This is a genomic window from Yimella lutea, assembly GCF_006715095.1.
Lineage (GTDB): Bacteria > Actinomycetota > Actinomycetes > Actinomycetales > Dermatophilaceae > Yimella > Yimella lutea.
This window is the reverse complement of sequence record NZ_VFMO01000001.1, coordinates 2098646-2112075: the sequence shown is the minus strand read 5'-3', so window position 1 is coordinate 2112075 and position 13430 is coordinate 2098646. Positions and strand designations below refer to the sequence as shown.

Here is a 13430-nt window from a genome sequence, read left to right as displayed (position 1 = left end):
GTCGCGTCGGTATCCCGAAGGTCAGGTGGTCATGCCGTCGAGACGGTAGCCCATACCCGGCTCGGTCAGGAGATGCACCGGACTGGTGGGGTCTTCTTCGAGCTTGCGCCGCAGTTGGGAGACATAGAGGCGGAGGTAGCCAGTGTCTTCGGCGTGTTCGGTGCCCCAGATGGTGGTGAGGATTGTTTGGCGAGTAACGAGCTTCCCGGCGTTGCGGATGAGGATGTCGATGAACTGCCATTCCGTGGGGGTAAGGCGTATCTGCTTTTGCCCGTCGGGAGTATCGCGGGTGACGCTGTGCGCGGCGAGGTCGATGGTTACCGCACCGAGGTGGACGACGGGGGTGGCGTCTTCTGGGGGGACTCTGCGGGTAAGGGCGCGGATACGGGCGAGGAGTTCTTCGACGGCGAAGGGCTTGGTGATGTAGTCGTCCGCGCCAGCGTCGAGCGCTTCGACTTTGTCAGCGGCGCCGGCACGTCCGGAGACGACGAGGATGGGTGCCTGCGACCAGCCGCGGATGCCGTGGATGACTTCGATGCCGTCGAGTTTGGGCATGCCGAGGTCGATGAGGAAGATGTCGGGGTGGTGGTCGATCGCGGCTGCGATAGCTTCGGCACCGTCTGCTGCGGTGAAGATCTGGTAGCCCTTGGCGGTGAGGGTGATGCGCAGGGCGCGGAGGATCTGCGGGTCGTCGTCGGCGATCAGGATTCTCATGATTGCTCCTGGCTGGTGCTGGTGGTGTTGAGGGAGATGACCATGGTGAGCCCGCCACCGGGGGTGTCCTCGGGCGTGAGGGTGCCGTGCATTGCTTCGATGAACCCGCGGGAGAGGGCCAGGCCGAGACCGAGGCCGGTGGTGTTGTCGGTGTCGCCGAGGCGTTGGAAGGGCAGGAAGATGTCGTCCAGATTCTCGGGCGGTATGCCGGGGCCGCGGTCGATGATGCGGATCTCGAGCCGGTCACCGAAGGTGCTGGTGCTGACATGGATCGGTGTGCCGGCCGGGGTGTAGCGGTGGGCGTTGGCGAGGAGGTTCACCAGGACTCGTTGCAGGAGTACGGGGTCGGCGTGGGCGAGCGCGTCGCCGTGGGCGAGGTTGAGGGTGACGTCGGTCGGGCCGAGGTGGAGTTCGTCGAGGGCGGGAGCGATGGTTTCTGCCGGGTCGGTGGGGATGTCCGCGATCGTCAGAACCCCTGCTTGTAGGCGGCTGACGTCGAGGAGGTCGGTGACGAGAGCCGCAAGGGCTGCGAGGCTCTCATCGGCGGTGTCGAGGAGTTCCTTCTTGTCTGTCAGCGCCAGGTCGGGGCCCGCCGCCTTCAACCCTCCGACCGCCGCGGCTGCGGCTGCAAGGGGGCGGCGCAGATCATGGCTGAGAGCGGAGAGGAGGGCGCCGCGTACCCGATCCGATGCCGCGATCGGTTCGATCTGCTGCGCCGTCTGGGTAAGGTGCTGGTGTTCGAGTGCGGCGGTGAGTTGGGCGGTGACGACCGCGAGGAGGCGTTGTTCCGCCGCAGCAAGGTCGGGGCCGTGCAGTTCCAGAGTGGTGTCGTCGGTGACGCGAATGCTGGTGTGGTGATTGTCGGGCAGCGGTTCCCCCGACCGGGCGAGCACGTCTTCGCCGCGCATGAGGCGGACGCCGGGAAGTTGGAAGGCTTCGCGGGTGCGGTCGATGAGCGCTTGGATCGCGTTGTCTGCGCGCAGGACGCTGCCGGCGATGGTCTGGATGAGTTCGGATTCGGCGGCGGATCTGCGGGCGGCGCGGGTGTAGCGGGCGGCACGGTCGACGATGAAGCTCACCAGACTCGCGATTACCACATACAGGATGAGAGAGAGGAGGTGGTGGGGCTGGTGGATGTGGATCGTGTAGAGCGGTTCGATGAACAGAAAATCCAGGGTGATCCCGGACAGCACCGCGGCGAACAGGGCCGGCCAGATTCCTCCGACCAGGGCGACGATGACGACGAGGAGCTGATACGCGAGGACGTCGGTGGTGATGGAGTCTTCGCTGCGGAACAGGGTCAACAGTGCGGTGAGCGCGGGCCCGCCGAGGAGGGCGACGACGAACCCGAGGATGCGGCGTTTGCGGGTGAGTGCCCCGGTGAGCGGGGGCAGGGTGAAGCGTTTCCCGGCGGCGGCGTGGTTGACCATGTGCACGTCGATGTCGCCGGATTCGCGGACCACGGTCGCACCGATGCCAGGCCCGGTGAACGCGGAGGTGATGCGGCCGCGTCGGCTGGCGCCGAGAACGAGCTGGGTGGCGTTGACGGAGCGGGCGAACTCCACCAGCGCGGTGGGGATATCTTCGCCGATGACCTGATGGTAGGTGCCGTTGAGTTTCTCCACGAGCGCCCGCTGCTCGGCCAGGATGGCGGGGTTGCCGGTCCGGAGCCCGTCTTGGCTGGTGATGTGCACGGCGATCAGTTCGCCGCCGGCGGAGCGGGCGGCGATGCGTGCCCCGCGGCGCAGCAGCGTTTCGCCTTCGGGGCCGCCGGTGAGGGCGACGACGACGCGTTCACGGGCCTCCCAGGTGCTGTCGATGCCGTGGTCCTTGCGGTACCCCTTCAGTGCTTGGTCGACTTCGTCGGCCAGCCAGATGAGGGCGAGCTCCCGCAGCGCGGTGAGGTTCCCGAGCCGGAAGTAGTTCGACAGGGCGGCGTCGATACGTTCAGCGGGATACACGAACCCGCCGCTGAGCCGGTCCCGGAGGGCTTGGGGGGCCAGGTCGACGACCTCGATCTGTTCGGCGCCGCGCAGGAAACTGTCCGGGACGGTCTCGCGCTGCGGGACGCCGGTGATCTGCTCGACAACATCGTTCAGGGACTCGATGTGCTGAATGTTGAGGGTGGAGATCACATCGATCCCCGCCGCGAGCAGCTCCTCTACGTCCTGCCAGCGTTTGTCGTTCTTCGATCCGGGCGCGTTGGTGTGGGCGAGTTCATCGACCAGCGCGACGGCGGGCTTGCGGTCAAGCACCGCGTACAGGTCCATTTCTTCGAGGGTGACGCCCCGGTGTTCCACGCGGGTGCGGGGCACACTCGGGAGCCCCTCGGTCATGGCCGCGGTAGCGGCACGGCCGTGGGTTTCCACGATCCCGACGACGACGTCTTTCCCGTCTGCGAGCAGGCGCCGACCGTCTTCGAGCATCGTGAAGGTTTTGCCGACCCCGGGGGCAGCCCCGAGCAGCACCCGAAGCTGCCCCCGTTTCGGCATGTTCAGCCCTCCAACTCGTCCACGGCGATGTTCAGTTCCAGAACGTTCACCCTCGATTCTCCCAGGTAGCCGGCGTCCGGCCCCTGGGTGTGCGCCGCGACCAGCTCCCGCAGCTGCTCTGCGGGGATGCCGCGGGCGTCGGCGATGCGGTTGATCTGGATCGCCGCATACTCGGGGCTGATGTGCGGGTCAAGCCCCGAGGAGGAGGCGGTGACCGCGTCGACGGGAACCTCCTCCTCGGTGACCCCGTTGAACTCCGCCACCTGGGTCTTGCGTTCGGTGATGGCGGCGATGAGGTCCTTGTTCTCGGGGCCGTAGTTCGACCCGGACGAGGCGCCCCCGTCGTACCCGTCGCCGGCGGCAGAGGGGCGCGGCTGGAAGTACTCCGGCAGCGGGTTCCCCTCCTCGTCCGTGAACGACTGACCGATCAGCGCCGACCCGACCGGGTCGCCGTCCTGGTTGGTGACGATCGACCCGTTCGCCTGGGCGGGGAGGGCGAGTTGTCCGATGCCGGTGATGAGGAGGGTGTACCCGACCCCCAACGCGAGGGTGAGGAGGGCCATGGCGCGGGTGGCGACCCAGATGGTGCGCCCGACTCCGCGAGCTTGTGTGTTCATGATGATCTCTTTCTCAGAAGGCTCAGAAGCCGGGGATGAGGCGGACGACGAGGTCGATCAGCCAGATCCCGATGAAGGGGGCGATCACGCCGCCGAGGCCGTAGACGGCGAGGTTTCGGCCGAGGATGCTGGACGCGTTCCCGGGCCGGTACTTCACCCCACGCAGCGCCAGCGGGATGAGGAAGACGATCACGATCGCGTTGAAGATGATCGCCGACAGCACCGCCGAGGCCGGCGAATGCAGCCCCATGATGTTGAGGGCGGCGAGCTGCGGGAACACGCCCATGAACATCGCCGGGATGATTGCGAAGTACTTCGCGATGTCGTTGGCGATGGAGAACGTCGTCAGCGCCCCACGGGTGATCAGCAGCTGCTTCCCGATCCGCACCACGTCGATGAGCTTGGACGGGTCGCTGTCGAGGTCGACCATGTTCCCGGCCTCTTTCGCAGCCGAGGTGCCGGAGTTCATCGCGACACCGACGTCTGCCTGCGCGAGCGCAGGGGCGTCGTTGGTGCCGTCACCGGTCATCGCGACGAGGTTGCCGCCCTCCTGCTCCTTGCGGATGTAGGCGAGCTTGTCCTCGGGGGTGGCTTCGGCGAGGAAGTCATCGACACCCGCCTCTTTCGCGATCGCGGCCGCGGTAAGGGGGTTGTCGCCCGTGATCATGACGGTCCGGATACCCATCGACCGCATCTCGGCGAACTTCGCCGGCAGCCCCTCCTTCACGACATCCTTCAGATGCACGACGCCCAGGAGGGTCCCTTCCCCGGCGGTGTCCTTGGTCGCGACGACCAGCGGGGTGCCGCCGGACTGGGAGATGCGTTCGGCGTACTCGTCCAGCTCGGCGAGCAGGGACGACGGCAGCCGCTTCCCGCCTTCTTCGAGCCAGGCGATGACGGCGGAACCGGCACCCTTGCGGATCTGGGTGCCATCAGGCAGGTCCAGGCCCGACATGCGGGTCTGCGCCGTGAACGGCACGACCTCCCCAGTGGTGTTCCGGTCGAACTCCCCATGATCTTGCTCGGCGAGCTCGACGATCGACACACCCTCCGGGGTCGGGTCTGCCAGCGAAGACAGCGCCGCCGCGCGCACGAGGTCCTGTTCGCGCACCCCGCCGAGGCGCACGAACTCGCTCGCGCGCCGGTTGCCGTAGGTGATGGTGCCGGTCTTGTCGAGCAGGAGCGTGGTGACGTCGCCTGCAGCTTCGACCGCGCGCCCGGACATGGCCAGGACGTTGCGTTGCACGAGCCGGTCCATGCCCGCGATGCCGATCGCGCTGAGCAGTGCGCCGATCGTCGTTGGGATGAGGCACACCAGCAGCGCCACGAGCACAGTCACGCTCACCGGCGCCGCCGCATACGAGGCGATGGGATTCAGGGTGAGGGCGACGACGACGAAGATGATCGAGAGCGACGCGAGCAGGATGTTCAGCGCGATCTCATTCGGCGTCTTCTGCCGGCTCGCACCCTCAACGAGGGAGATCATCCGGTCCACGAACGTCTCACCCGGCTTGGAGGTGATGCGCACCACGATCCGATCCGACAGCACCCGGGTGCCGCCGGTGACCGCGGAACGGTCGCCCCCGGACTCGCGCACGACCGGGGCGGATTCGCCCGTGATGGCGGACTCGTCGACCGAGGCGATGCCCCACACGATGTCCCCGTCGCCGGGAATCAGTTCGCCCGCGGTCACGACCACGACATCACCGAGAGTGAGGTCCGAGGACGAGACCTGCGTCGTTGCAGACAGTGTTGCGGCCGCGTCCGTGTTCGGGTCGTAGCTGGTGACGCGGTTCGCCATGGTGCTGGTTCGGGTCTTGCGGAGGGTCTCGGCCTGCGCTTTCCCGCGACCTTCTGCGACGGATTCGGCAAGGTTCGCGAACAGCACCGTCAGCCACAGCCAGATCGCGACTGCCCACGTGAACGACCACGGCACGACGGTGCCACCAGAATCGGCGGGGCCGCCGATGAACGGTTCTGCGACAGCGAGCATCGTGGTGAGTGCGGCGCCGACCCAGACGAGGAACATGACGGGATTGCGCCACTGTTCCTTGGGACTGAGTTTCCGGAACGCACCGGGCAGTGCCGCCCGGACTTGCTCCCAGGTGAACCCGCTCTTTCGGGCAGGGGTGCCCGCTGCGGTGGTGCGGGGCTCAGTGAGTGTGGACATGTGTTACATCAGCCCTTCAGCCAGGGGACCTAGCGCGAGAACGGGGAAGAAAGTCAGTGCCGTCACCAGGACAGTGACCGCAGTGAGGAGTCCGATAAACATCGGACGGTGGGTGGGGAGGGTGCCCGAAGTGGTGGGAACCTTGTCCTGCGCGGCGAGCGAGCCGGCCAGGGCGAGAACGAACACGATCGGCACGAACCGGCCCAGCAGCATCGCCACCCCTAGCGCGGTGTTCAGCCACGGCGTATTCGCCGTCAGGCCGGCGAACGCGGAACCGTTGTTGTTCGCAGCCGACGTGAACGCATACAGCACCTCGGACATGCCATGGATACCGGGGTTCCAGATCGACGTGCTCTCCACCTCTTCCCGGACGCCGGGGAGCGCGAAGCTCAACGCAGTGCCGGCGAGCACGAGGGTGGGCATGACGAGGATGTAGAGGGCTGCGAGCTTGATCTCGCGCGGGCCGATCTTCTTACCCAGGTACTCCGGTGTACGACCGATAAGTAGGCCTGAGATGAACACGGCGATCACCGCGAGAATGAGGATCGCGTACAAGCCCGAACCGACACCACCGGGGGTGACCTCGCCGAGCATCATGTTCAGCATCGGCATCATCCCACCCAACGCGGTGTAGGAGTCGTGCATCGAGTTCACCGCACCAGTGGAGGTGCCGGTGCTCGTGGTTGCGAACAGGGTCGAGCCGATGATCCCGAACCGCTGTTCCTTGCCCTCCATTGCGCCGCCGGCGAGACCTGGGGCGGTGCCCATGCCTGCGCTTTCCAGCACGGTGAGGATGCTGAACGAAGCGATATAGAGCACCGCCATGACCGAGACGATCGCAACCCCCTGACGGTTGTCACCAACCATGCGACCGAAGGTGCGGGGCAGAGAGAACGGGATAGCGAGCATCAGCAGGATCTCGAACATGCTGGTCCACGGTGTCGGGTTCTCGAACGGATGCGAGGAGTTCGCGTTGAAGAATCCACCACCGTTGGTGCCCAAGAGCTTGATGACTTCCTGAGACGCCGTCGGTCCACCAGGGATCGTCTGTGTGCCACCGGTGAGCGTGGTCACGGTGGTGAATCCGTTGAAGTTCTGGATCACCCCGCCGATCATGAGGACGATCGCGCCGAGCACCGCGATGGGCAGCAGGATGCGCAGCGTGCCACGGATCAGATCCACCCAGAAGTTCCCGATCGTGCCCGACCGGCGGTACGCGAACCCGCGCACCAGAGCGATCGCGACCGCGATACCCACCGCGGCGGACACGAAGTTCTGCACCGCAAGGCCCGCGAACTGCACCGTGTATCCGAGCGTGAGCTCAGGAGAATACGACTGCCAGTTCGTGTTCGTGACGAACGACACCGCAGTGTTGAACGAGAGCGATTCCGAGGGGGCCGGGAGCCCCAACGAGTACGGAAGCCACTGCTGCAAGCGCTGCAGGGTGTAGACGATCAGCACACCGACCGCGGAGAACGCGAGCACGCCGCGCAGATACGCCTGCCAGGTCTGCTCGGTCTTCGCGTCGACACCGATGACCTTGTAGATCCCGCGTTCGACCTTCCAATCCTTGCGAGACGTGTACACCCACGCCATGTAGTCACCGAGCGGACGGTAGAGGACGCCAAGAATGATGGCGACGGTCGCGAGCGCGAGGAGCGCGTACACCCAGGTCATCAGAAGCGCTCCGGTTTCACGAGAGCGAACACGAGATACACGATCGCCGCGACCCCGAGGCCTGCGGCGAGAAGTTCAAAGACGATCACAGCTTCTCCACCGCCTTCCCCAGCAGCCCGACGACGACGAACAAGGCGATCACGCCGAGCACGTAGACGATGTCAAGCACAACAAGCTCCATTCGGAGAACAAGCGACAGCAGGACCACTAGCCGCACGACCCGAAAACGCGGGCGCAACTCCCGATCAAACACGCGCCGCACCCTGTGAAACAGGCGTCCTAACGGAACCCATACGAGGATCCGCGCAACTCTGACATCCCCCTAACACGACACCCCGGTGCCCCGCCCCCGACGCCTCCGAGGCGGGTCACGGGCGATCCGGCCGGTCTTGTTAGGGGCTGCCGGTGTGGGCGCATGAGTTCTGTGAGGGACCATTCCGTACCGGTCGATGCCCGCGTAGGACTTGAGGCATGACTCTCACCGCGATCCTGCCCGCCCTCAGACGCAGCATCCCCGACCCCCTCGAACCTCGACATTGGCCGGAGCACACCGTGCCCACGATCTCGGACGTCGTGGTGGGCGGGGTGTCCTTGACGAGGCTGGTGGAGATCACCGGTACCCCGGCGCTGCTCACCGGAGACCTCCCGCACCCCAAGCCGGCGCACGCGCGCGCCCACGGCATCGGAAACGACGTGACCGTGCTGGTTTTCCGGATCACCCTCCGCATCGACACCGAAGCGGACAAGCAGGTTGCGCTCACCGACTGCGCGTTCGACCGTGTCACCCCTCGCTGGGACCAGTGCCGGCTCATCGGACGCACGTCGATCGCGAAGAACACCACCATCGAGCTCATCCCCGGTGAATCCGGTGCCGCTCCCTGGCCGTACCCGATCGTCACCCTCCCCGGGGATCTCCACCAGGGCGACCTGCTCGCCGTTCCCTGCGCCGGCGCTGTAGCGCTCCGCGACGTACGCCCGCAACTACCGGTGAAAACTGTCGCCACCCCCATGCCGCGCATCCTTGAACTCGCGAGTGCCTCATGAGCGTCCTGCACACCCTGATCTCGACGAAGGCGATGGCGCTCGCCGAGCTGTACCAGGACACCCCGACCTGGCCGGCAGGTACCACGTTCACGGACAGCGACATCACCGTCGGTCAGCAGTCGCTCACCAGTCTCGCGGCTGAACGCGGCACCCCGTGCGTGCTGATCGCGCCCAGCGGAGCACGTCAGCCGGGTGAGGAGTACCGCACCGTCGTGGTCGCTACGGTTTTGTCCTGCACGCCACGTGCCGGATGGCGGCACCCGATGGACGTCACCATCGACTGTGATCTCCGCGCCCTCGACGGCCGAGTCCTCGACACCCTGCTCCTGCAGCACCCGAACGCACGACACCGCAAAACGGTCCTCGTGCACGCCCCAGGCCAGCAGACCACGATCCGCGCCTGGCTCCCCGAGACTGCGGCCCCCGGCGACCTCCTCGCCCTCACCGTGGCCGGGACGATCGCGTTGGGACAGGTCATGTCCCACCCCACCCGCCCCGCTACAGGAGAAGACGATGACGAGCAATGGCAGGGCAGGTGCCTGAAGAAATGAACTCCATCCGCCCCGCCACCGGCCACACCTCCCTCGATAAGCGCGCTCCGTCACCGGTGCCCGTACTGCTGTGTGGCGACCCGCTCGACTGCCTCGGGCAGCTCGTCGTGCACGACTCAGAGGCACGGGACGCGCTGGAGCGTCATCGAGCCCGCGCGATCGTCATCGGCATCCACATTCCTGACACAGACCACTCCCGCAAGGCGGTGAAGTACCGACTGCGGAACGCGCACGACACCGTCAACACCCACCTGCGCAGGCACCCCCTCGTCCGCCACATCATCTACATCGTCCACCCCGACTCCGGTCAGGGCGCACCTGATACGGCGGTTAGGCTCCTGTCCGCGACCGTGGGCGTGCACCATGCCGAAATCGAAATGCGCCACGGCCGAGATGTCTGCATCACCGGGATCGTGACCTCCGTCCACACCAGCCCGGAAGCCCTCACGGAACGCGTGACCGGCAGAATCAAGACCACCCCGATCGAGGGGTCCTACGCAACCACATGGGACGAGATCGCCGACAGGCCACTCGCCACCGCAGCGGCAGAAGCGCTCCTCTGATCGCTCACCCGAACTGAACCGGCTTCGTCTCAATGCAGATGCGGTTATCCCTGGGGCGAAAGCTCATTGCTGCGATTTGCTTGGCTGATCCCCATCAGCCAAGGCATACGTTTCCTCGTACACCGCCATCCACACTCGCTCATAGACCGATCGAGAAATCTGCCCATGACGAAGATCATCCGTTGCCTGCTGCATCAGCAACGACAACTCCATGATCATCTCCTCACGTTCATCATCATCCCGGCTAGGCCGCAGAACAGAACGACTCGACCATACTGTGGCCACCCGCCCGCGAAGGGGGCGGGCCCTCCACCACAAGAACACCCCGATCGCACTACCGACGATCGCGAACCCGAGCGCAGCCCCCTCGGGCAACAACCCCGCCGCCACACACAGCAACCAACCCACCAACCCAGCGCCCAGCCCCACCGGAGCGAAGGCGCCCGATAGCCACGCCCGGAACCGTTCACGGTCAGAAGACACAGGCGAGTACACGACCAAGCGGGAGGTTCCCACCCCATGACGCGAGACAGAATGAGAAACGTGGCCCCAGCGCACAGGACGGGGCAGCTTGGATCCGCCACCCAGCGTCGAGTCGCTGGCGCCAGAACGAACAAGGGGCATGATCCGATAATCGCGAGATCGGCGCAGCTCCGGGAGCACGCATAACGGGGACTGTCAGCAAAACGGTGGATCTGGGACTGGCCTGACCGAAAGGAAGGGCTATGAGCCAGACCATCGAGATGATCGATCCTGTGACGGGAGAGATCATCGATCAGCAACAGATCGCCGAGCAGCTGCTTGCGCAGGCGAAGGAGCAGGGCGTCAGCCTCGTGGGGCCGGGAGGCCTGCTGGGCGGGCTGACGAAGACCGTGCTCGAGACCGCGCTCGAGGCGGAGATGACCGAGCATCTCGGCTATGAGAAGCACGCGTCATCGAACGGCGAGAACGCGCGCAACGGGACCCGGTCCAAGACCGTGCTCACCGAGGTCGGTGCCGTCGAGATCGACGTGCCGAGAGATCGGGACGGGTCGTTCCAGCCGAAGATCGTGCGCAAGCGGCAGCGGCGGTTGGACGGGATCGACGAGATTGTCCTGTCGCTGACCGCGCGCGGGCTGACGACTGGTGAGGTCGCGGCGCACTTCGACGACGTCTACGGGGCGAGTGTCAGCAAGGACACGATCTCGAAGATCACCGACAAGGTGATCGAGGAGATGACCGAGTGGCAGAACCGTCCACTGGACCGGGTCTACCCGGTGGTGTTCATCGACGCGATCGTGGTGAAGGTCCGGGACGGGCAGGTGCGCAACAAGCCGTTCTACGTCGCCGTCGGCGTCACCACGGCCGGGGAGCGCGACATCCTCGGGGTCTGGGCCGGCGATGGCGGCGAGGGCGCGAAGTTCTGGCTGGGCGTGCTCACCGAGATCAAGAACCGCGGTGTCGAGGACGTGTGCATCGTGGTCTGCGACGGGCTGAAGGGCTTGCCGGAGTCGATCACCACGACGTGGGAGCTCGCGGTCGTGCAGACGTGCATTATCCACCTGATCCGCAACACGTTCCGCTTCGCGTCGCGCAAGTACTGGGACCAGATCGCCCGTGACCTGCGCCCTGTCTACACCGCGCCGACCGAAGCCGCCGCGAAGGCGAGGTTCGAGGAGTTCGCCGAGAAGTGGTGCACGATGTATCCCGCGATCCGCAAGCTCTGGGAGAACGCCTGGACGGAGTTCATCCCGTTCCTGGACTACGACGTCGAGATCCGCCGCATCATCTGCAGCACCAACGCGATCGAGTCCCTCAACGCCCGCTACCGCCGCGCGGTCAGGGCGCGTGGGCACTTCCCGAACGACGCCGCCGCATTGAAGTGCCTCTACCTCGTGACTCGGTCGCTTGACCCCACTGGCAGGGGTCGGGCACGCTGGGTGACGAGGTGGAAGCCCGCACTCAACGCCTTCGCGATCACCTTCGAAGGCCGAATCAACTGAAATGCGCCAGGCCAGATCCACCGTTAATCTGACACACCCGCATAACGAGATCCATGCGACAAAGCCGCTGATCCGAGGTCTTTCCTGACAGGATCCTCATGACCTCATGCGGTGCTGACTCTTCAGTGCAGAGCAATCGACGTCAATAGGCGGTGGTCGAAGGACCGACTTCCCCGACTGTGTTGAGTGCGAGTGCGGTATCGATGAGCGCCAATCTGCCGAGGTGATCGAACCGAGCCGGCAGTTTGGCATTACCTAAGGTCGATTATGGTGCGCAAGAAGACATGTGTGGAGAGCGGTCGTCGCCTGCCGTGGAAGCACTCCATTCCCCAGCGCTGCGAGCTGCTGGTTCAATGTAAGGCCGTGCCTTTCATCGGTGACCCAGCCCGTCGGGAGACCCATAAGCCATTCCACGAACGCCGGTGCCGGACGCGGTCCAGAAGCATCGCTAACGAGTGCGGAGGCTGGCGCTGGACGGCCCACAATCTGCTCCCATCGGATCACCGCTTCGGCGTATCGTCCCCATCGTTGAAGAGCTGCCCGATTAGCGTCCACAGGGTGTCCGGCTCCTCTGGTTGCGGGTACCCGTTCGGTCCGTGGAGGGCGAGGTCGATGATCTGATGACTCAGCGCGATCGTGCCCCGGCGTGCCTTGACCTGTTCCAAGCTCTCCCCTCCACGGGAGGCATCGGAAGCGAGTGGGGTGCGGAAGAGCGCGGCGGGCGAGGATGAAGACACGGAATCTTGGATGAGGTGCACCAATGAGGGATGCGGGTAGACCAATCCATTGCGCGTCATACCGGAGGTCGGCCAGGTCTCCGAGAACTGCTCCTGCTGCCCGAAGAGGTCGAGTTCCGGTTTCTCCCAGATGCCACGGGTCGGGTTCCATATCGCGAGGGGTTGCATCGGTGGTGGATGCATGTTCGGGGTTGCGTTGCTCATTGTCGTCTCCTTCGAGGTTCGTGCGGATTGCGGGTGCAGACAGTAGCCCGCGGACGTTCTCGATCACGACCCACTCGGGTTGCAGCACGTCGATCGCAGCAGCCATGTGCGCCCAAAGCCCGGAGCGGGTGCCGGGTTTCAGGCCGGCCATCTTCCCGACGGTGGACACGTCCTGACAGGGGAACCCGCCACAGAGGATGTCCACCGGTGGCACGGCGTCCCAGTCGATGGTGGTGATGTCGCCGAGGTTCGGGGCATCGGGCCAGTGGTGCGAGAAGACGCGCGCGACGGGTTCGTTGATCTCGGAGAACCAGACCGTTCGAGCGTCGAAGACTTCCTCGACGGCGAGATCGAGTCCGCCGTAGCCGGAGAACAGCGACCCGACACGCAGCGGCGCGACACGGTCGGTGAAAGTCTGGTCGGCCACGGGTGAACCTCCTAGAACGGTGATCCCCGGAGTCGTGCTGCCACTCCCAGTTGGTCACCAGCCAGGTGCACGAGCCCCCCCACCCGCCGCCGCTAAGCCGACGCCTCCCACTCCGCACCGGCCGCTGTGGACGCGCAGCGCTGCCGACCTCCGCGGTTCGCTCGAACGGGTTGTCACGCGTCTTGCAAGCAAGGAGCGCCACCGTCCGAAAGCGACCTCAGAAGTCAACGCGACAGCGGATGACAGGGCTCA

The 13430-nt window shown here is 65.6% G+C and carries 13 protein-coding genes and 1 pseudogene; 4 read left to right on the top strand and 10 right to left on the bottom strand.

Going from position 1 to position 13430, the window contains the following annotated elements; genetic code table 11:
• Positions 1–21 precede the first annotated feature (21 nt).
• The 7 genes from FB459_RS10175 to FB459_RS17320 are packed head-to-tail and all read right to left on the bottom strand — an operon-like array spanning position 22 to position 7923.
• A complete protein-coding gene (locus tag FB459_RS10175) occupies positions 22–714 on the bottom strand; it encodes a response regulator (protein ID WP_100814277.1) in 693 nt (230 codons plus the stop codon).
• Positions 711–3206, bottom strand: coding sequence for an ATP-binding protein (locus tag FB459_RS10170; protein ID WP_141928410.1), 2496 nt, complete (start codon positions 3204–3206; stop codon positions 711–713). The genes FB459_RS10175 and FB459_RS10170 overlap by 4 nt, the downstream gene beginning before the upstream one ends.
• A gap of 2 nt (positions 3207–3208) precedes the next feature.
• Positions 3209–3823 carry a potassium-transporting ATPase subunit KdpC gene (gene kdpC / locus FB459_RS10165; RefSeq protein WP_141928409.1) on the bottom strand — a complete coding sequence of 205 codons (615 nt, stop codon included), beginning with the start codon at positions 3821–3823 and terminating at the stop codon, positions 3209–3211.
• A gap of 22 nt (positions 3824–3845) precedes the next feature.
• Positions 3846–5993, bottom strand: coding sequence for a potassium-transporting ATPase subunit KdpB (gene kdpB / locus FB459_RS10160; protein ID WP_141928408.1), 2148 nt, complete (start codon positions 5991–5993; stop codon positions 3846–3848).
• 3 nt (positions 5994–5996) lie between these two features.
• Positions 5997–7670, bottom strand: coding sequence for a potassium-transporting ATPase subunit KdpA (gene kdpA / locus FB459_RS10155; protein ID WP_141928407.1), 1674 nt, complete (start codon positions 7668–7670; stop codon positions 5997–5999).
• The gene (locus tag FB459_RS18240) at positions 7670–7759 is read right to left on the bottom strand and encodes a potassium-transporting ATPase subunit F (RefSeq protein ID WP_035731468.1); all 90 of its coding nucleotides are present in this window, start codon (positions 7757–7759) and stop codon (positions 7670–7672) included. Before FB459_RS18240 ends, kdpA begins: the two co-directional genes overlap by 1 nt.
• The gene (locus FB459_RS17320; protein ID WP_157811306.1) at positions 7756–7923 is read right to left on the bottom strand and encodes a hypothetical protein; all 168 of its coding nucleotides are present in this window, start codon (positions 7921–7923) and stop codon (positions 7756–7758) included. Before FB459_RS17320 ends, FB459_RS18240 begins: the two co-directional genes overlap by 4 nt.
• 218 nt (positions 7924–8141) lie before the next feature.
• Between FB459_RS17320 and FB459_RS10145 the strand changes: the two genes are divergently transcribed.
• From FB459_RS10145 to FB459_RS10135, 3 genes are read left to right on the top strand one after another with little or no spacing between them, the layout of a single operon-like run.
• Positions 8142–8714 carry a hypothetical protein gene (locus FB459_RS10145; protein WP_211345175.1) on the top strand — a complete coding sequence of 191 codons (573 nt, stop codon included), beginning with the start codon at positions 8142–8144 and terminating at the stop codon, positions 8712–8714.
• Positions 8711–9265 (top strand): hypothetical protein, encoded by a 555-nt coding sequence (locus tag FB459_RS10140; RefSeq protein ID WP_141928406.1) that lies wholly within the window; start codon positions 8711–8713, stop codon positions 9263–9265. The genes FB459_RS10145 and FB459_RS10140 overlap by 4 nt, the downstream gene beginning before the upstream one ends.
• A complete protein-coding gene (locus tag FB459_RS10135; RefSeq protein WP_141928405.1) occupies positions 9262–9828 on the top strand; it encodes a hypothetical protein in 567 nt (188 codons plus the stop codon). The genes FB459_RS10140 and FB459_RS10135 overlap by 4 nt, the downstream gene beginning before the upstream one ends.
• Positions 9829–9891: 63 nt before the next feature.
• On the opposite strand, the gene FB459_RS18130 is transcribed toward FB459_RS10135, so the two are convergent.
• Positions 9892–10452, bottom strand: a complete 561-nt coding sequence (locus tag FB459_RS18130) for a DUF6611 family protein (RefSeq protein WP_342771327.1) — start codon at positions 10450–10452, stop codon at positions 9892–9894.
• Between the two features lie 119 nt (positions 10453–10571).
• On the opposite strand from FB459_RS18130, the gene FB459_RS10130 reads away from it, so the two are divergent.
• A complete protein-coding gene (locus FB459_RS10130; protein ID WP_425472379.1) occupies positions 10572–11810 on the top strand; it encodes an IS256 family transposase in 1239 nt (412 codons plus the stop codon).
• 500 nt (positions 11811–12310) lie between these two features.
• Here FB459_RS10130 and FB459_RS17830 read toward each other — a convergent pair whose 3' ends face one another.
• Positions 12311–12751, bottom strand: coding sequence for a hypothetical protein (locus FB459_RS17830; protein WP_246092583.1), 441 nt, complete (start codon positions 12749–12751; stop codon positions 12311–12313).
• A gap of 94 nt (positions 12752–12845) precedes the next feature.
• Positions 12846–13178: pseudogene (locus tag FB459_RS17825) on the bottom strand (DNA cytosine methyltransferase); the annotation flags it as partial.
• Positions 13179–13430 lie beyond the last annotated feature (252 nt).

What these genes read in the sequence shown, in the direction of transcription:
- FB459_RS10175 (WP_100814277.1), bottom strand. Translation starts at nt 714, where the DNA reads ATGAGAATCCTGATCGCCGACGACGACCCGCAGATCCTCCGCGCCCTG.
- FB459_RS10170 (WP_141928410.1), bottom strand. Translation starts at nt 3,206, where the DNA reads ATGCCGAAACGGGGGCAGCTTCGGGTGCTGCTCGGGGCTGCCCCCGGG.
- kdpC (WP_141928409.1), bottom strand. Translation starts at nt 3,823, where the DNA reads ATGAACACACAAGCTCGCGGAGTCGGGCGCACCATCTGGGTCGCCACC.
- kdpB (WP_141928408.1), bottom strand. Translation starts at nt 5,993, where the DNA reads ATGTCCACACTCACTGAGCCCCGCACCACCGCAGCGGGCACCCCTGCC.
- kdpA (WP_141928407.1), bottom strand. Translation starts at nt 7,670, where the DNA reads ATGACCTGGGTGTACGCGCTCCTCGCGCTCGCGACCGTCGCCATCATT.
- FB459_RS10145 (WP_211345175.1), top strand. Translation starts at nt 8,142, where the DNA reads ATGACTCTCACCGCGATCCTGCCCGCCCTCAGACGCAGCATCCCCGAC.
- FB459_RS10140 (WP_141928406.1), top strand. Translation starts at nt 8,711, where the DNA reads ATGAGCGTCCTGCACACCCTGATCTCGACGAAGGCGATGGCGCTCGCC.
- FB459_RS10135 (WP_141928405.1), top strand. Translation starts at nt 9,262, where the DNA reads ATGAACTCCATCCGCCCCGCCACCGGCCACACCTCCCTCGATAAGCGC.
- FB459_RS18130 (WP_342771327.1), bottom strand. Translation starts at nt 10,452, where the DNA reads ATGCCCCTTGTTCGTTCTGGCGCCAGCGACTCGACGCTGGGTGGCGGA.
- FB459_RS10130 (WP_425472379.1), top strand. Translation starts at nt 10,572, where the DNA reads ATGATCGATCCTGTGACGGGAGAGATCATCGATCAGCAACAGATCGCC.
- FB459_RS17830 (WP_246092583.1), bottom strand. Translation starts at nt 12,751, where the DNA reads ATGAGCAACGCAACCCCGAACATGCATCCACCACCGATGCAACCCCTC.